At 61.3% G+C, this 16,238-nt stretch carries 17 protein-coding genes; 10 read left to right on the top strand and 7 right to left on the bottom strand.

Features of this window, described 5'->3' with window-relative positions:
* Positions 1 to 131: 131 nt before the first annotated feature.
* A complete protein-coding gene (locus AC1DNE_RS04715) occupies positions 132 to 2,204 on the top strand; it encodes an ATP-dependent helicase (RefSeq protein WP_476765284.1) in 2,073 nt (690 codons plus the stop codon).
* A 282-nt stretch (positions 2,205 to 2,486) separates the two neighbouring features.
* Here the strand turns inward: AC1DNE_RS04715 and AC1DNE_RS04710 are convergent, their stop codons facing one another.
* Complete coding sequence (locus tag AC1DNE_RS04710) at positions 2,487 to 2,864, bottom strand: YkvA family protein (RefSeq protein WP_476765283.1); 378 nt, start codon at positions 2,862 to 2,864, stop codon at positions 2,487 to 2,489.
* A 70-nt stretch (positions 2,865 to 2,934) separates the two neighbouring features.
* Positions 2,935 to 3,861 carry an NADP-dependent oxidoreductase gene (locus tag AC1DNE_RS04705; protein WP_476765282.1) on the bottom strand — a complete coding sequence of 309 codons (927 nt, stop codon included), beginning with the start codon at positions 3,859 to 3,861 and terminating at the stop codon, positions 2,935 to 2,937.
* A 368-nt stretch (positions 3,862 to 4,229) separates the two neighbouring features.
* Here AC1DNE_RS04705 and AC1DNE_RS04700 point away from each other — a divergent pair, with 368 nt between their 5' ends.
* Both AC1DNE_RS04700 and AC1DNE_RS04695 read left to right on the top strand, forming a co-directional pair.
* Positions 4,230 to 4,478, top strand: coding sequence for a hypothetical protein (locus AC1DNE_RS04700; protein WP_476765281.1), 249 nt, complete (start codon positions 4,230 to 4,232; stop codon positions 4,476 to 4,478).
* A gap of 12 nt (positions 4,479 to 4,490) precedes the next feature.
* Entirely contained in the window at positions 4,491 to 5,222 is a 732-nt protein-coding gene (locus AC1DNE_RS04695) for an SOS response-associated peptidase (RefSeq protein WP_476765280.1), read from the top strand.
* A 34-nt stretch (positions 5,223 to 5,256) separates the two neighbouring features.
* On the opposite strand, the gene AC1DNE_RS04690 is transcribed toward AC1DNE_RS04695, so the two are convergent.
* A complete protein-coding gene (locus tag AC1DNE_RS04690) occupies positions 5,257 to 6,909 on the bottom strand; it encodes a M20/M25/M40 family metallo-hydrolase (RefSeq protein ID WP_476765279.1) in 1,653 nt (550 codons plus the stop codon).
* 130 nt (positions 6,910 to 7,039) lie between these two features.
* Here AC1DNE_RS04690 and AC1DNE_RS04685 point away from each other — a divergent pair, with 130 nt between their 5' ends.
* The gene (locus AC1DNE_RS04685; RefSeq protein ID WP_441473335.1) at positions 7,040 to 7,456 is read left to right on the top strand and encodes an Lrp/AsnC family transcriptional regulator; all 417 of its coding nucleotides are present in this window, start codon (positions 7,040 to 7,042) and stop codon (positions 7,454 to 7,456) included.
* A gap of 156 nt (positions 7,457 to 7,612) precedes the next feature.
* Here the strand turns inward: AC1DNE_RS04685 and AC1DNE_RS04680 are convergent, their stop codons facing one another.
* From AC1DNE_RS04680 to AC1DNE_RS04670, 3 genes are all read right to left on the bottom strand, one after another.
* Positions 7,613 to 9,718, bottom strand: a complete 2,106-nt coding sequence (locus tag AC1DNE_RS04680; RefSeq protein ID WP_476840927.1) for a DNA cytosine methyltransferase — start codon at positions 9,716 to 9,718, stop codon at positions 7,613 to 7,615.
* A 350-nt stretch (positions 9,719 to 10,068) separates the two neighbouring features.
* Entirely contained in the window at positions 10,069 to 11,049 is a 981-nt protein-coding gene (locus tag AC1DNE_RS04675) for a 3'-5' exonuclease (protein WP_476766219.1), read from the bottom strand.
* Between the two features lie 216 nt (positions 11,050 to 11,265).
* Positions 11,266 to 11,718, bottom strand: coding sequence for a VOC family protein (locus AC1DNE_RS04670; protein ID WP_476766138.1), 453 nt, complete (start codon positions 11,716 to 11,718; stop codon positions 11,266 to 11,268).
* A 271-nt stretch (positions 11,719 to 11,989) separates the two neighbouring features.
* On the opposite strand from AC1DNE_RS04670, the gene AC1DNE_RS04665 reads away from it, so the two are divergent.
* The 6 genes from AC1DNE_RS04665 (at position 11,990) to AC1DNE_RS04640 (ending at position 15,682) form a co-directional block, all read left to right on the top strand.
* Positions 11,990 to 12,877 (top strand): SMODS domain-containing nucleotidyltransferase, encoded by an 888-nt coding sequence (locus tag AC1DNE_RS04665; RefSeq protein WP_476840926.1) that lies wholly within the window; start codon positions 11,990 to 11,992, stop codon positions 12,875 to 12,877.
* Positions 12,865 to 13,422, top strand: a complete 558-nt coding sequence (locus AC1DNE_RS04660; RefSeq protein ID WP_476766140.1) for a hypothetical protein — start codon at positions 12,865 to 12,867, stop codon at positions 13,420 to 13,422. Before AC1DNE_RS04665 ends, AC1DNE_RS04660 begins: the two co-directional genes overlap by 13 nt.
* A 1-nt stretch (position 13,423) precedes the next feature.
* Entirely contained in the window at positions 13,424 to 13,927 is a 504-nt protein-coding gene (locus tag AC1DNE_RS04655; protein ID WP_476766141.1) for a hypothetical protein, read from the top strand.
* Between the two features lie 336 nt (positions 13,928 to 14,263).
* Positions 14,264 to 14,404, top strand: coding sequence for a hypothetical protein (locus tag AC1DNE_RS04650; protein ID WP_476766142.1), 141 nt, complete (start codon positions 14,264 to 14,266; stop codon positions 14,402 to 14,404).
* Positions 14,404 to 15,087: a winged helix-turn-helix domain-containing protein gene (locus AC1DNE_RS04645; protein ID WP_476766143.1), complete on the top strand. Its 684-nt coding sequence runs from the start codon at positions 14,404 to 14,406 to the stop codon at positions 15,085 to 15,087. The genes AC1DNE_RS04650 and AC1DNE_RS04645 overlap by 1 nt, the downstream gene beginning before the upstream one ends.
* A gap of 58 nt (positions 15,088 to 15,145) precedes the next feature.
* On the top strand, positions 15,146 to 15,682 hold the full coding sequence (locus AC1DNE_RS04640) for a HEPN domain-containing protein (RefSeq protein WP_476766144.1): 537 nt from the start codon (positions 15,146 to 15,148) through the stop codon (positions 15,680 to 15,682).
* A gap of 120 nt (positions 15,683 to 15,802) precedes the next feature.
* On the opposite strand, the gene AC1DNE_RS04635 is transcribed toward AC1DNE_RS04640, so the two are convergent.
* Positions 15,803 to 16,210: a methylglyoxal synthase gene (locus AC1DNE_RS04635; protein ID WP_476766145.1), complete on the bottom strand. Its 408-nt coding sequence runs from the start codon at positions 16,208 to 16,210 to the stop codon at positions 15,803 to 15,805.
* Positions 16,211 to 16,238: the final 28 nt, after the last annotated feature.

Raw genomic sequence — 16,238 nt, 5'->3', positions numbered from 1 at the left:
GCCGGGGAGCCCATTGGGGAATCTTGTATCGGGGGCGCGGAGCTACCCGCGATACCAAGCGCAGCCGATCCTGACGCGCGCTTATCATTCGACATGGTACGCTCGGACGAATCATTATCCATCAGATCCTCATGAACGCCGTCGCCCCGATCAGCTATCTCGACACGCTCAATCCGGCGCAGCGGCGCGCCGTAGTTCATGGCGTGGGCGCAATAGCGGCCTCCCCGCTCCTGGTCATTGCGGGCGCCGGATCGGGCAAGACCAACACGTTGGCGCATCGGGTCGCGCACCTGCTGGTCAGCGGCGCCGACCCACGGCGTATTCTGCTGATGACCTTCTCGCGCCGCGCGGCATCGGAGATGTCAAAGCGCGTCGAGCGCATCGCGCGGAAGGTTCTCGGCGACGGTGCCGGGGTGCTGAGCGACGCCCTCACCTGGGCGGGTACCTTTCACGGCATCGGCGCCCGGCTCCTCCGCGACTGCGCCGATCAGCTCGGCCTCGACCCGGCCTTCACCATCCACGATCGCGAGGATTCCGCCGATCAGATGAACCTCGTCCGGCACGAGCTCGGTTTCTCGAAGACGGAAGCGCGCTTCCCGACGAAGGGGACCTGCCTTGCGATCTATTCGCGGTGCGTAAATTCGGAATTGCCGATCGAGGACGTGCTCGGTCGGTCATATCCGTGGTGCGTTGCCTGGGCAGCCGAACTCAAGGACCTGTTCGCCGCCTATGTCGAGGCCAAGCAGCAGCAGAACGTCCTCGATTACGACGACCTCCTGCTCTACTGGGCGCAGGCGATGACCGACTCGGACATCGCTGTGGATGTCGGCTCGCGCTTCGACCATGTGATGGTCGACGAGTACCAGGACACCAACCGCCTCCAGTCCTCGATCCTGCTCGCGCTCAAGCCCGATGGCCGGGGGCTGACTGTCGTCGGGGACGATGCCCAGTCGATCTATTCGTTCCGCGCCGCGACGGTACGCAACATCCTCGACTTCCCCGCCGCGTTCTCCCCCCCTGCTGAGGTCGTCACCCTCGACCAGAACTACCGCTCGACCGAAGCCATCCTCTCGGCCGCCAACGCAGTGATCGATCTGGCCACGGAGCGTTTCACCAAGAACCTCTGGACGGACCGCGCCAACGGATCTCCTCCCCAGCTCGTTCATGTTCGCGACGAGGCTGATCAGGCCCGTTTCATCGCCGATAAGGTCCTCGAGAACCGCGAAGGCGGCTCGACCCTGAAGCAACAGGCGATCCTGTTTCGGGCGTCGCATCACAGCGGCCCCCTCGAGATCGAACTGACTCGTCGCAACATTCCGTTCGTGAAGTTCGGCGGGCTGAAGTTCCTCGACAGTGCCCATATCAAGGACCTTCTGGCGATACTCCGGTTCGTGGAGAACCCGCGGGACAAGGTCGCCGGCTTCCGAGTGCTGCAACTTCTCCCGGGAGTGGGGCCGACGTCGGCGCAGCGCGTCCTCGATCACATCGCACAGGCGGCCTCCCCGATCGAAGCGCTGGATAACGCTCCTGCTCCTCAGCGCGCAGGCGAAGACTGGCCCAGGTTCCTCATCGCGGTCGCCGAGATCCGATCGGGCCGCGCCGGCTGGCCCGGTGAGATTGAGCGCGCCCGGCGCTGGTACGAGCCGCATCTCGAACGAATCCACGAGGACGCATCCACGCGACAGGCCGACCTGGTGCAGCTCGAGCAGATTGCCAGCGGCTATCCTTCCCGGGAGCGCTTCCTGACCGAGCTCACGCTCGATCCCCCCGATGCGACAAGCGACCAGGCCGGGGTACCGCATCTCGACGAAGACTACCTGATCCTGTCGACAATCCATTCCGCCAAAGGCCAGGAATGGAAGTCGGTCTTCGTCATGAACACCGTCGACGGCTGCCTTCCCATTGACCTGGGGACTGGATCGAGGGACGAGATCGAGGAGGAACGGCGCCTGCTCTATGTCGCGATGACGCGGGCGAAGGACGACCTTCACCTGATCGTGCCGCAACGCTTTTTCACGTCCGGCCAATCCGGAACCGGTGACCGCCACGTTTACGCCAACCGCACGAGGTTCATCCCGAATGGCTTGCTCGGTCATTTCGAGCGGATCGGCTGGCCGATCGCCTCAGGGACGGAAACCGGCCGGATGCCGAGCGCCGGCCCCAAGGTCGACGTACGAGCCAAAATGCGCGGCATGTGGAGATGATTGGCGTGGCCGAACATTCGCCTCACCAGGTTGAGATCGAAGTTCCCCCGGCCGGGTTCCAGATGAAGCTCCGCGCGATGGAGACATGGTTGCGGGAATGGGAAATCCGTTACCGCATCGGATCCTAGCCCGGCGCGACAGGGCAGATGCGCGTTTGCTTCACGGAGGAGAATTCGTCCGGGCATTGGCGTTCTGATGAACGATCATGGTGTTGGCCCGTTGGTGCGGCGGCTTAATCGGCACTCAAGTGTGAGGCCCTGGCGCAGGTTCCGCAACGGGACGTTAGCGGACGTGGAGCCAGACCCAATAGCCGACCGCCGAAGCCGTACCCAACCACACGCCGATGATAAATCCAGCAGCCACTACGCTGCGAGGCCGGGTGCTTCGAATACCTGCCTCTCGTCTGAATTCAATCATGAGCGCTGGGGGAATGAGACGGAGGGCCACTGCGATGCCCAGCGGGACAATGAGCAGGTCATCCAGATATCCCAGGACGGGGATGAAGTCCGGGATCAGATCAATCGGACTTAGTGCATAAGCCGCGACGAAGGCCGCGATGCCTTTGGCGAGCCAAGGGGTGCGGGGATCGCGCGCGGCAATCCACAACGCCACCACGTCCCGTTTCAGGCTCTTCGCCCACCGCATAATCGTCTCGAACATAGCGCCTTGTATCAGATGGCACGTTTCCGCAACGGGTCGTGAGCGGACGGTACAGTTCGCCACGCGGTTGCTAGCCGACTGTCGGCTTGTGCATCTGCACGATGACCTTGCCCTTCGCCCGCCCGGTTTCGAGATAAGCAAACGCCTGCTCGATTTCCGCGAATGGGAACACTCGGTCAACGATTGGACGAAGCCGTCCGGCATCGACGAGAGCGGCCAACTCGGAAAGCTCGGTTCCGCTGGGATGCATGAACAGGAAGCGGTAGCGCGCGCCGTGCTTTCGCGCTCTCATCCGCAGCGAAAGACTGGCGAACCAGAATAGCCCCGCCAGCATCACGCCGCGCCGGAGGTCCTTGCGAGCGGTCTCGGGTTCCGGCGTGGCGGTGATCGAAACCACCGTGCCACCCGGCTTCACCATTGCAAACGACTGCTCTAGCGCCTCGCCGCCCACGAGATCGAAGACGCCATCGACATTTCGAACACGATCTGTGGCCAGCTCGGTCGTATAATCGATGACGGTGTCTGCGCCGAGCTCTTCGACTAGGGCGCGGCCACGTGGCGATGCGGTCGTGACGACCTGAGCGTCGAGCCATTTGGCGATCTGGATCGCGAGAGTGCCGACCCCGCCGGCGCCTCCGGAGATGAAGACCTGGTTTCCCGGCCGCAGATGCAGCTCATCACGCAGCGCCTGCAAAGCCGTGAGCCCGGCCAACGGAATGGCCGCCGCTGAATCGAAATCAAGGGTTTCGGGCATGGCCGCAACGACCTGTTCGGGCACGCAAGCGTATTCGGCAAAGGCCCCCATCCGGTCCTTCGGAACACGCGCAAAAACCTGATCGCCCGGAGCGAAGCGGGAGACGGCCTCGCCGCATGCCTCGACGATGCCCGCAAACTCATTCCCGAGCACGACCGGTAGCGGGTAGCCCTGGATGACGCGCAGCTTGCCTTCGCGGGTCTTGAAGTCGACGGGGTTGAGACCTGCCGAACATACGCGCACGAGCACGTCGCCAACCCCCGGAACGGGTTTGGGGACATCGCAGAGCTGTGCTGTCTCAGGTCCGCCATATCGTGTGAGGACAAAGGCCTTCATATCGGCACTATGCGGCTTGTCGCGTCATCGGAAAAGCTCAGCTACAGGTGAGGGATCACGAGGCACCATGACGGATGCCGTTCGGAGCTCTGTTCAGAGCGTCCCGCTCCGTCGCGCTGATGATTTGCTCGAGCGCATCGTTATGTTGAAGGCGGACATGCACGCGGCTTCGGTACTCTCGCGTATTTCCTCGAGGTTGCGAGTATCGAAGCCGAGCTTCAAGCCGACCGCATAGCCGAGGAACAAGTGACCGGGGAGCGCGTACCGGATGAATTATGGCAACCGACCACGGACCGGGATTGATGGCGAAGAAGCCTGCCGAGCTGCCTGAAATCGATCTCGACGTCGTTGACGTGAGGCAGGTGGCGATAACGACCGATCCTCAGGGAGAAACGATGGTCAGCCTGGAGATGGCAGGCGGTCAGGTGATGAACTTGGTCTTCACGCCAGGGCTGCTCGCGAAGCTCGAAGCCTTCCTCGCGAAGGCCAACGAGGAGCAGGCCAAGATTTCTCCCATTCAATAGAGGCGGCACCCGATGTGCGGACGATTCAGCCAAGCCTACACCTGGGAAGAGATTGTCGCCTTCAGCCAACCTCTGACCGTGCCTGCGGATCGGCCGAACCTGCGCGCCCGCTACAACATCCCGCCGACCACCGACGTCGACATTATCGTGAAGACCGAGGCCGGGCGAGAGCTTCGAAGGGCGCGCTGGGGGCTGATCCCGGGGTGGTGGAAGAAGATTTCTTCGGAAGTCGGATCGACCCATAACGCTCGCTCCGACCGAATGAGCGACAGCGCGATGTTTCGCTCGGCCTTCGTCAAGCGGCGCTGCATCATCCCGGCAAGCGCGTTCTATGAGTGGACGGGCACGAAGGGCGAAAAGGTCCCGCACCGGATCAGCGCTGCGGATGGCGGATTGCTGGCGTTCGCAGGGCTGTGGGATCGATGGACCGATCCGGAGACCGGGGAGGAGATCGTCTCCTGCACAATTATTACCCGGGACGCCGATAAGTGGATGTCAGCCATCCATCATCGGATGCCCGCAATGCTGCACCCCAGGGATTTCGACGCCTGGCTCGACGGCACCGGCGGGAAGGAGCTCCTCGACCAGCCTCCACCCGAGCTTCGAGAATGGATCGTCAACAGCAGGATGAACAACGCAAAGGTCGGCGACGACGATCCTGCCACCGAGGAGCCCGTCTCCGCCGAAAGCCCGCCAGCGAAACGTCCGCCCGAGGAACCGCCTCCCCAGGGCAGCTTATTCTAAGCGTTTGGCTCCCCCCGCTTGGGTTTCAGCAGACCTATCCGAGGAAACGCTTCACGATCTCCCGCAGCAACCGGGGCAATTCATCGAAAGCGTAAGGAGTGTGCACTCGCTCGAGCCTTTGATGAAATTCCCGTCCCCACGGGCCAATGTTCACAACCGGGAAGGACAGGACATCTTCCCGCGCTGCGTCGACAAGCTCGCTGGCCGGGGTATTGGCGGCAACGGTGTCGCTATCGGCGTCGGATGGGCGATGTCCAAAAAAGCTCATGTCCGAAATTCCGGTGAAGTACTCACGATACTTTAGCGCTCCTCCACCGACGCTCTCATGCGCGAGCCGCGCGCTTTCGATCGCGTCGGCAAAGCGGGAGGGGTTTGCCGTCCTGGAGAGGTGGGTCGAGGGATATACGAGACTGCTGAAGCCATAGACGATGGCAGGACCGGTCACGCTGGCTTCCGTAACCATGGCACCGACGATCGCACGCGTCTGAGCGAGAGGATCGTCGGAGGCGCGCCACTCGAGCTCTACATCGTTAACCCGGGCAACTGCATCGGCTCCGCCGACCTGCTCGACCCGCTTCATCAGTTCTCCGACCGTGATAAGCGACGCGGCTGCCACCGGGGCCGCCTGTGGTATTCCCAGCATCGCCGAATAGCTGTGCGCACGCTGATTGAACTGCTCGATGGCCCCAGCCGCGGCCGTTCGGACGGTTTGTTCGAAGAGACTCAGAAGCTCAGGGGCCGTCCAGTTGTGCGAGAGCCAGTTGAAAGCGATCCAGACCCGCTCGGGCGTGGTGACCTCATAGCCTCCTCGTAGGTCCTTCGCCTCCAGGCAGATCGGCGGCGGCGAGACCTCACCCCCTGCCCTGTCGGATAGCGCAGGGTTAGCCTCCACGGCTTTCGTGATCTCTGACGCGATCAGTTGGGCACTGACCCCCTCGAACGGATAGCTTGCATGGGAGGAATGACCGACGACGAACGCAAAGGGCAAGGCCTTGCCGATCGTGCCGCGATAGATCGCGCGGCCTTCTGCTCCGTCGCCTTGATCGCTGGTCGCATCCAGGTTGATGCCCGCCTCGATCTCGAGTCCCAATTCTGCCGCGATGGTCGGAAGCGCATCGCGTAGGCTGCGCATTCCCCGCGAGCCGCGCTCCTCGTCGGGGGTCGCGATCAGGATGAGATTGCCGAGCCGTTCCGGATCGGCGGCGAAAGCTTCGAGAACGGCGATCCCAGCAGCTAAACCGCTCTTCATGTCGAGCAGCCCGCGACCGGGCAGGAACTCCCCGCCCCTGAAGTCCTCCAGAGCGCGACGCTCCGCCGCGTTTAACGGCCGGCTCTCCAGATCGGCGATCAACGCCGCCAGCAGTTCGTCAGGCTTGAACGCCAGCGGAGCCAGCTCTCGGTAGTTTTCGACTGACACGACGTCGTAATGCCCCGCCATGGCCAGTGCACGGGACCCTTTTCCCCGGACAATGGCCACCACGCTTCGCCTCATCGGATCGCCATGACTGTTGACCAACCGCACTTGGCTCGGATGATCGCGGAAATAAGGAATTTCGCGGAGCAATTCAGACATTCGCTCCCCGAATTCGGCCTCGCCCAGGGAACCGGTTTCGCTACCCCAGCCGACCAGACGGCAGGACAGCTCCCGAACTCGAGGGCCGGGATTCCAAGTCGGTCGGGATTTCATCAGACGCTCCGCGATTGCAGCCGGGAGGCAACATATCCGGGCACATGGAGAGCAGAAACGTTGCCCAAGCTCAGAATCGATGATGGATTGTCGGTACCATCAGACGGACTGACGGAATCGGCAAAAACTTATGGACGATCTCGACCATCGCCTGATCGCAGAGCTGCGTGTCAACGCGCGAGCAACAGTCCCAACGTTGGCTAAGCTCCTGGGCGTTGCGCGAGGCACCGTCCAAACCCGTATGGATCGACTGATCGCGAACGGGGTTATCGCCGGCTTCACGGTTCGACTGAAAGACCACGACGCGACCGACCGGATCCGAGGCATCATGATGATCGAACTCGAGGGGCGGAACGTGAAGGGCGTCGTGGCGAGCTTGAGAAAGAACCCGGGCTTCGCCGCGCTTCACACCACGAACGGACTTTGGGATCTGATCGCGGAAATCGACGTCCCCAGCATGGCCGAGTTCAACCGGCTACTCACCGGCATCCGGATCATGGAAGGTATATCGAAATCCGAAACACACCTCTTGCTCGGCCCAGCGTGATCGGTTGGCAGCCCGGATTGTCATCACATATGGCTGGCTTGATCGCAGCAAAACTGAGACTACAATGAACGCGGCTAGAACCTGAGCCAATCTTGGATCAGCACAGCGCGAAAGCCTGCCGCCCTCGGCGAGCGACGGAATGGGCTAATCCGGACGCTATTCTGCCGCCTCGCGCAAATGTCGATTGAATTCGGCCAGATCGAGCCGATTGAAAAGCGGCGCTTCGATTGCCGTTCTCACATCGATTTCTTCGCCTGAGAGTGCACGCTGGATTGCGAGCCCCAGGACGCGGGAAAGTCTCGGGGGAAAGGCGTTGGCCATCTGCCTGAATTGCGCCTGACGCGATCCGGAGAAGCCCCAATCGTCTGGGAAGTCCTGGAGCCGCGCGAGCATCGGAAGGGTCAGACAGGGGATTCCATCGAAGTCCGGGTCGGGCGCTTCCTTGGCAGGCTTTCTGGGATCTACGCCGATATTGAACCAGGCCTGCCGCGAATTTGGTTGGGCCAAATCGATGCCCATCTTCTTCGCGCTTCCCCCGATCAGCGTGGGCGCGAGGCCGTCGGCTCCGGCGACCCATTGATCCAATCGAACCCAGCCGCGGGCTCCCATCAAATCCTTCAACCGGCTGCCGACCGACGTCGGCGCCATTTCCGGAGCGAGTGGCCAACGGAAGCGGTGCATCAGGCCGCGACGGAGCGCGACAAGGATCGCGCGGCGACGATTCTGAGCCAGTCCGAAGTCGGGACCCTCGATGATCCTCCACTCCGCGTCGTAACCCATACGCTCGAGCTCAGAGTATACTTGAAGTCGGCGCACTCCGTGGGTGACCTGGGAGATGCCAACCACATTCTCAATCAGGATCGCCTTCGGCTGGACTTGCTCGATGATCTGAAGAGCTCGATCGAAAAGATCCCGTTCGTCCCCTGCGCCGCGCCGCTCTCCTGCCTGCGAATAAGGTTGGCAAGGCAGGCCGCCGGCAACAAGATCCACGCCCCGGTAGCGACTGACATCGATCGTATTGATATCCGCCTCGAACACCGGCCATTTGGGACGATTGGCACGTAGGGTTGCGGCAGCTTCGGGAGCTTTCTCAAAGATTCCGGCGTGCCAGAATCCAGCGGCGTGCAGACCGATCGCCTGACCTCCAGCGCCAGCACACAGCTCGAGCACCGAGTACTGATAGGGCTTCGCAGGCCGGGACCTGGAACTCTGCGGGTGGCGATCGAGTGCGACGACGCCCTGGCCGAGCCGACGTCGATGACGGCTCAACTCCGGCAACTCTTGCCCGAGTGCCCACATCAAGGGCTCGTGCCGGCTCTCGTCGATCCAAAGCGGATCCACGTCCGGCCAAGACCATCCTTCGATAGAACACAGCCTGCGATCTGCGAGTAGATTCAGCGTACGAAGTACGCGGCTCCACGAATGCTGGGGCCATTCGTCGCCTGAAGTCAGGAAATCGACCGGTACGAGCCTCTGGAGCTGGGCTGCAAGCCGACGAGCATTTTCGGCAAGCGCATCGACCCTGGAAACCGTTTCGGGCGAGCGATCCTCAGGGCTTGTCTCGTTGTAAAGATCGGTAAAATCGTTAGCCAATCCGCCCAGGCCTTCGAGGAAGCGGTCCACGAACTCCCGTGCCTTCAACCTGACGGCACTCTTCAAGTCTGTGACGGCGCTACGATCCGGCTTGCCAGAGACCGCTGCTTCGGCTGCGAGCACGTCGCGCCGAAGCAATCGCAGATCCGCAAGCGACAACGACCTCCCCGAACGCAACATCGTAAGCGCCTCGTCCCGAACCGTTGGCGGTTGCTTTGCCAGGCGGCAGAGGACACTGACGTCGATCGCACTCTGCTGGAGATCGGCTCGTTCCGGATCGGTGAAGTCGGCCAGCAGCAGGTAAGCACTTGCCTCCGTCCGAGACACGCGGCACTCGGCCCTGATGAACGCGACTAGATGGGCTTTCGACAAGTGCTGGGCGAAGACCTTGCATTTATCAGCAAGGGCGAACGCATCAGCAATGGCGCGGCGACGACCGGCAAGCGCGCGATCACGGACTTTCTTGAGGCTCTCCAGAAGCTCGCGATCGCCACCAACGACCTGGTTCTGCCCGGGGCCCTCCCCCTTCTCACAAATTGGGCGCCCTGGCCTGCTTTCGCTTGAGTCTCCAATATGATTTGTCCCACGCTCCGACCCGTTCTCCTCAAGTGCTGAGGATCCGGATTCAGCGGCAAAATCACCGCTGGGGAGGTAGGCTTCTTCGCTCATCAACACTGGAACTCCGGGACTTTCCGGGCTCAATGCCAGTTGGGCCGTGCATTTCATCTGAGCGCGATTGTTAAAATCCGCGCGATCTCCAAGAATCAGGCAGTACCTTGGAGCGATGCCGACCAGTTTGCCGGTCCCCCGAGCAAATTTTTATCGTAGCGAGGACATCCAAACTGCCATTCGACTGGCTGCTCCAGGGCCTGACTTCCTCCCCGGCCCCTAAGCGCGCTCCTGCCGTTAGCGTTCCGCAACGGCCCGCGCGATCGCACAACTTCAGGGAGTATGGCGATGCCCTACCCGACCACGATGCACATCGTGGCGAGGGCATAGCTCCCGCCGAGCGAGCCAGTTCACGCGCGAAATCGATCAAGAGCCGTCAATCGCACGGTCAGCGGCTCAGCATCCTCCCAACAATAGATGTCAGTCCTCAGATAGCGAAGCTCCTCGTCATAGAGCTCCTCGTCGACTTCGATCCACCAGGCTCGCGGCCTTCCGTCGCTCCCGTCGGACCATCTGTAGCCACGTCCCTTGAGGTGATCCTTCATGTCGAAGGGTGCGTTCTCCGCGAAGATGCGGATCCGGCTCTGCGTGCTCGATCGCAATAGCTCTGTGAATGGACGCGTCCCATTTGGCCCCGCTGGCCGCGCCAGCACCTCCAAGAGAGCGTGGCAGTCATCGGTCGCGCGATGTCCTTCATGAAATAAGCCCGACTGACCGACGAGGTATCCGAGCTTGTTGCCTTCGAATCCCAGGTCGGCCCACCGGATCTCGGTGACCGAACATGCCCAGGCCTTCGAAGCAAAGGCTGGCGAAAGCCGTTCGCAGAATGGGCGATCGAATCCGGCGTTGTGCGCAATGACGAGGTCGGCCGGTTCAACGAGAGCATCGAGCGCGGCGATATCGATGTAGCGGCCAGACACCATCTCGTCCGTGATGCCGGTCAGCCTGGTAATCTCTGCTGGGATCGGCGCCGATGGCTGACGCAAGCCACTGTAGACTCCGATGACGTCCCCAATCATGCCCTCATCGTTGTAGGTGAAGCTCACTGCGCCGATTTCGATGATCTCGTCCCGGGAATGAAGCAGCCCGGTGGTTTCTGTATCCACCAGCACCGCGACGTTCGGGAACGCGCTTTGCTCCCGGGCAACGATCGGACGGGGTACCAGCTTCCGCAGAACCTTGAAGCGTCCAGTCTCCTCTAGTCTTTGGGCAAGCTCCTCATCATCGCTGGATGGCAACAGGACTTCGGACCGGCGTTTCCTGGGAGATGGTCGGGGCGTCTGCCGGTAACCCGGCGCATCGTCGAAAAGGTCGATCTGGGTGGATGCCATCTTCATCCGGCGACCTTATCCATTTTTTCGTCTCCGACTGCCAGGAGCGTGTACTGATATATGCGGCCGGTGCCCCGCTCCGTGGCGCCGATCAGAATGGTGATTCCCTCGTCGCTCGGGAGGCCTACGCTGAAGCGAAAGCGTCGGGAAAGGCCTGAGCCAGCTTTGCTGCTTGCTCCATTGCGGACGGTGGTCCGGTTGATGCCGAGGCGGCCACTATCCCCCACGCTCCAGCAGCTCGATCCGGACGTCATCCGGCGCACGGACGAAGGCGATCAGCAGGCCAGGCCGCAGCGTAGCGGGACCCGAGATGACGTCGACGCCCTTGCCCGAAAGATCGGCCAGCGCTTCGTCGAGCCTGTCTACAATCAGCGCCAGGTGATCGATGCCGCGCAAGGGGCCATCGGGACGAGCGACGGCGCCCTCAGCGGCGCGATCGATGAAGATCGGAAGTCCGGCGAGATCAATGGTCACGCGCAACTGATCGCCGGTCTCGACACGCGATACCCGGGACGCGCCGAAATGTGTCTCGTAGAAGCCCGCCGCCGCATCCGGATCTTCGGACCGCAGGTGAATGTGATCCCATTTCGACTTAATCGCCATTAGGCTCTCCATTTCATTCGACGGGACGTCCCGGCCGGCGTCGCAGGATGCCGCCGGGATCGGCAAGCGATCACGCTTGGGCGTCTTTGTCGGCGTATATGCACCGAAACCGCATGGCGGGTTTCCACCCCGGCTTAGGTAAACCGGCGGGAAGATAGGCCGTCCGAGGACGCGGGCGGCATTTGCATCGGAGCGCCCCCCTATGCTTGGAACATAATAAGAACAATATCAGAGCCCGCATAGTCAATGCGAGGAATTCGTCACATCGTGTACGCTGGTTGTGGACACCCGGCGCGGGGGCATATCGCGATCTGCCGTTTCATGATGCAGATGACGCATGTGGAACGGTGTCATCCGGCGCTTCAGAGCTTTCAACGCCGATCTTCTGGTCACTCAAGATGAGCGCGACGACGCAGTCGGCAAGGCTTTGCGGATCGCAAAGCTTTTGCAGAAAGCGTACTGGAGTACGGACGGTGGTGACATTCCTTTGCTGATCGTCGGATCGTGGGGAAAGAACACTCAGGTTCGCCCGTCGAACGACATCGACATCATGGTCATCTTGCCTGATGCGGAGTTCCAGCGCTTCAACGCTTACCAGTACCTCAAGCAATCGTCGCTCCTTCAGGACGTGAAGGGTGTGATCGCCAAGACCTATTCGCAGACCAACATGCGCGGCGACGGCCAGGTCGTCGTGATCGATTTCAACTCGATCACGGTTGAGGTGGTGCCCGTCTTCAGCCTCGGCAACGGGACGTATCTAATGCCTGACACCAGGGACGGCGGTAGTTGGAAGACTGTCGATCCGATCGCCCAGATTAACCGCATCGAGCAAATCGACGTGCTCTCGAAACGGAATTCCCGCCCCCTCACGCGGATGATGAAGCTCTGGATGCGCGAGCAGAACGTGCCGATTAAGTCGTTCCTGCTCGAATTGATGGTGGCGGAGTTTATGCGGACCTACGCCTTCAGGGACAGAGGCGTCTTCTATTACGACTGGTTCGTCCGCGACTTTCTCGCCTTCCTGATCGGCTTCGAGAACGGTCACGTCATTCTCCCCGGTACCGGCGAGCACATCCCGCTGGGCCGTGAATGGATGAGCCGCGCTGAGACCGCGCTGGCGAACGCCAGGCTGGCCTGCGAGTATGAGCGGCTTGATCTCTTCGGGCATGCAGGCACCGAATGGCAGAAGATTTTCGGGACGAGGATACCTCAATGGACGTCGTAGAGCGCCAGCGCGCCGAGATCGTCGCCGAGGCGCTGCGGCAGATGGATTCCTGCGTCTACACCTCCACGTCCATCTTCATGTGGCTGCGGCGGGTGCGTTGGCAGCACAAGGCGATCATCGCCCTTCCCATCATATTCTCGGGGCTTGCCGGCCTCGGCTGGCTTGCCCAGCAGATCGGTCCGCTGACGGTGGCGGCCATCAGCTTCCTCGCGACGCTGATCCCGGCGTTGGCCGACGCCCTCGAAATCCAGACGCACGTGAACGACCTGAAGGGCGCGGCCGCCAACTACAAATCACTGCAAGACCGGTTTCGGCAGCTCGCCAAGATCGACGCCTTGGGCGACGTCGACAAGGCGCGAGTGCGCCTAGCCGAGTTAATGGACAAGATGGATGCGGTGAGGGAATCCTCGATCACTCCGCCCGAACGCTACTTCACGTTGGCACAGGACAAGATCAAGGCCGGGCACTATGACTTCTCAATTGATATCGCCCTGCGCGAAGCGGCGTCCAAGGGCCTAGTCGAGCCGCTTCCCGAGCAGCGCTGACATGAACGTCAGGCGAGGCCTGTTCCGGATCTGGCTAGTGCTGTCGGTGCTCTTCGTGATCGCCGTCGGCGTCCTCAGCTACGACGACATCAAAAAGGGCTTCGACGAGGCGGCGCTCATGGAGATGGTTAAGGGCGACCAGATCATCATGCCCGTGTTCTGTGGCAAGGCCCGAGGCGTCGCCGGGACCGACTACACGACCAAGGAAAATCAAAACCCGGGCCCTTGGGACATCTACGCGAAACCCGACCCGTTCAACCTTTGCTACTACATGAGCGTTCCGGATTTCCGACGCCTGTTTCCCGAGTTCGCCTCGATGCCCGAGATGGCCTTGGTCAAGAAGGTCTACGCCGACGCTGGCACGCCGACCCGCGCCATAGGCAATCCGTGGCTCAGCTTGCTCGGCTTGATCGCTTGGGCGCTGGCCATTCCACTCGTCGTCCTAGCGATCGGAAGCGCCATCATTTGGGCGTTCGCAGGCTTTAAGCGTGACACAGCCGCCTAAGCGAAAAGCCCCGGATTGCTCTAGGGCCTTAGGGGCTATCTCGTGGCGAGGCTCAGGCCGTCTTCGACCGTATCGACACGCCCGAGTTCACGGCTACGTTGTGCCGGATTGCCGAGCTCAAAATGGGCTGGCCGAGCCCGACGCAGGCCGCCGAAAGTTCACGGGCCAGGTTTCGTGAACTGTTTTGGATTGCTTTAACGACTTTTCCAAAGCCCGTAACGCATTCAACTTCATAGGGAATTCCGCAGATATTTGCTGAATTACCCCGGAACTGTCTCTAGAAACACTGGCGTATCATCGCTTTTTTTGCATCTCTACCACTCGATGGAGCTTGAGATGCAAGACCTGACCGCACTTTCCCAAACCCTTGGCGGCCTACCAGTCTGGGTGCTGATGGCCTTCGTCGTCCTCGCGGCGTTCGCGTTGGCGGCCTTCGCCATCCACGCCGTGCTGACCGTGACGAAGGGGCGCAACTGATGGCCATGCAGGCATGGGTCCGACTCCCTTGCGGCTGGGTCGAGAAGAAGGGCCTCGCGAAGATGGCCTGGGGCCGGGACGGGGTCGGCTCCGACAATGCGGCCGCGCTGATGGTGCTGTTGGCGATCGCCCATCATGTCGATGGCGAGACCGGGATCGCGACGCTGACCTACGACGCGCTCGAAGAGGCGACGGGGCTCAGCCGATCGAAGGTGTCGAATGGTCTTGATGTCCTGGAAATGGCCGGAATCGTGATCCGTTCCCCGAAGGGACGCAGCACCTATGCCCTGACCGATTACGACCAGGCGCCGTGGGGCAAGCTCCCGGCGAAGCGCATGTATAAGGGGCGAGCAATCGCCGCGTTCGAGGACTTCAAGCTCCGAAGCCAGTCGGAACTAAATGCGCTCAAGCTCTACGTGCTGATCACCGCTCGGCGAGACTACGAGAGCAACACCGCTCACATCGGCTACGAAAAGATCATCGAGTACACCGGCATGCGCCGAGAACGGATCAAGGCCGCGATCAGCGTCCTGCTCGCCAACGACCTAATTCACGTCGAGCATTTCCGGACGAACAAGAACCCTTCTGGCGTGTCGGTCGGGTATCGTCTAGTCGGCGTCGACCCGTTCCGGCACATGGGGACGTCAGGTAAGTCGTTGGACCTCGAAGACAGTCTGCTCTAGCCCGCGTGCCCCCCTTCGCTGCCGGCGGCAGTTCGGCTACGCTGTCCTAGGGGGAGCCATGCCGATCAATCAGCACTTTGTCGATGAACTCATAAACGTTCGTCAGATCCAGCACGGGGGCGGTCGCGGGGCGCCACCTATACAGAATGGCCAGCGAGTTGGAGCGTCGATCAATCGAAGCTGCATCGTCATGCTCAGCGCGCTTCTACAAGCGCACGTCGAAGAGGTCTTTCAGGGCGCCGTAAGACGGCGATTTCCAGATTTCGTCGCGGATCCCGTTGCCTTCGACCGCTATTGGAAGCAGATGAAGAACTGGGGCAACCCAAGCGACGGCAACATAAAGATATTGTTCTTGAAGTTGGGCGTCCCGGATATCCTGGCCGGCCTGAGTTGGCAGGCGACAACTCAGCCAACAGTGCTGTCGAAACTGAATAAGCTGAACCAGATCAGGAACAAGATCGCTCACGGTGCAGCGCACCTCACAGTAGATGACCAGCCATATTCACTGGACCTAGCCAAAGTCACCGCTTTCCGAAATTTCGCCCAGAATTTTGGACAGCGTTTTGAGCCTCACGTTCACAATGTGATCCCGTAGCGTGAAATTCTTTTCCACGTCGGTCGCGTCCTGTGATCCAGGCTTCAACCGCGAGAGCCGCGTTCGATGCCAAGGCACAGGCCGGAACAGCGCTCTATCGCTAGAAATTCGTCACTTTTACTAGCCGAAAAGGCCAGAGCCGGCCAAAGCTGTCGCGGTGCTCGCGCTAAACGCTGTGGGAATGTCATGGACGAGCACGAGCCTCAGGAGCGCCTTTACATCCACATCGTGCGGCTGCGCGGCGAGCGGATCCGGATAGAACAGGAGCACTTCCAATTCGCCCTGTGCAATCATCGCGCCGATCTGCTGGTCACCGCCGAGCGGCCCGCATCTAACCAGACGGATACCGACGTCGGCCATCGCGTCCCGTAGCAGGCCGCTGGCTGTTGCGGTGGCGACTATGCGAGGTCGGCCTATGGATCTGGCGTGACGCTCGGCCCAGGATCCACCCAGGATGCGGATCAGGCTCTGCGTACGCTGTTGCTCTTTCTTGTCTATGCCAAGGTACAGGTCCGTCTGGCGATCCATCGAGAGCAGACATCGAAGGGGCCAGTAG

The sequence above is a fragment of the Allobosea sp. 05L423 genome (assembly GCF_056397745.1).
The sequence above is the reverse complement of the archived record's forward strand: the minus strand, read 5'-3'. Positions and strand labels throughout refer to the sequence as shown.

Bases quoted from the DNA above. Each gene is read 5' to 3' on its own strand.
- AC1DNE_RS04645 (WP_476766143.1), top strand. From the start codon at position 14,404: ATGGCCATGCAGGCATGGGTCCGACTCCCTTGCGGCTGGGTCGAGAAG.
- AC1DNE_RS04710 (WP_476765283.1), bottom strand. From the start codon at position 2,864: ATGTTCGAGACGATTATGCGGTGGGCGAAGAGCCTGAAACGGGACGTG.
- AC1DNE_RS04675 (WP_476766219.1), bottom strand. From the start codon at position 11,049: ATGGCATCCACCCAGATCGACCTTTTCGACGATGCGCCGGGTTACCGG.
- AC1DNE_RS04635 (WP_476766145.1), bottom strand. From the start codon at position 16,210: ATGGATCGCCAGACGGACCTGTACCTTGGCATAGACAAGAAAGAGCAA.
- AC1DNE_RS04650 (WP_476766142.1), top strand. From the start codon at position 14,264: ATGCAAGACCTGACCGCACTTTCCCAAACCCTTGGCGGCCTACCAGTC.
- AC1DNE_RS04655 (WP_476766141.1), top strand. From the start codon at position 13,424: ATGAACGTCAGGCGAGGCCTGTTCCGGATCTGGCTAGTGCTGTCGGTG.
- AC1DNE_RS04680 (WP_476840927.1), bottom strand. From the start codon at position 9,718: ATGAGCGAAGAAGCCTACCTCCCCAGCGGTGATTTTGCCGCTGAATCC.
- AC1DNE_RS04690 (WP_476765279.1), bottom strand. From the start codon at position 6,909: ATGAAATCCCGACCGACTTGGAATCCCGGCCCTCGAGTTCGGGAGCTG.
- AC1DNE_RS04665 (WP_476840926.1), top strand. From the start codon at position 11,990: ATGTGGAACGGTGTCATCCGGCGCTTCAGAGCTTTCAACGCCGATCTT.
- AC1DNE_RS04715 (WP_476765284.1), top strand. From the start codon at position 132: ATGAACGCCGTCGCCCCGATCAGCTATCTCGACACGCTCAATCCGGCG.
- AC1DNE_RS04695 (WP_476765280.1), top strand. From the start codon at position 4,491: ATGTGCGGACGATTCAGCCAAGCCTACACCTGGGAAGAGATTGTCGCC.
- AC1DNE_RS04685 (WP_441473335.1), top strand. From the start codon at position 7,040: ATGGACGATCTCGACCATCGCCTGATCGCAGAGCTGCGTGTCAACGCG.
- AC1DNE_RS04640 (WP_476766144.1), top strand. From the start codon at position 15,146: ATGCCGATCAATCAGCACTTTGTCGATGAACTCATAAACGTTCGTCAG.
- AC1DNE_RS04660 (WP_476766140.1), top strand. From the start codon at position 12,865: ATGGACGTCGTAGAGCGCCAGCGCGCCGAGATCGTCGCCGAGGCGCTG.
- AC1DNE_RS04700 (WP_476765281.1), top strand. From the start codon at position 4,230: ATGGCAACCGACCACGGACCGGGATTGATGGCGAAGAAGCCTGCCGAG.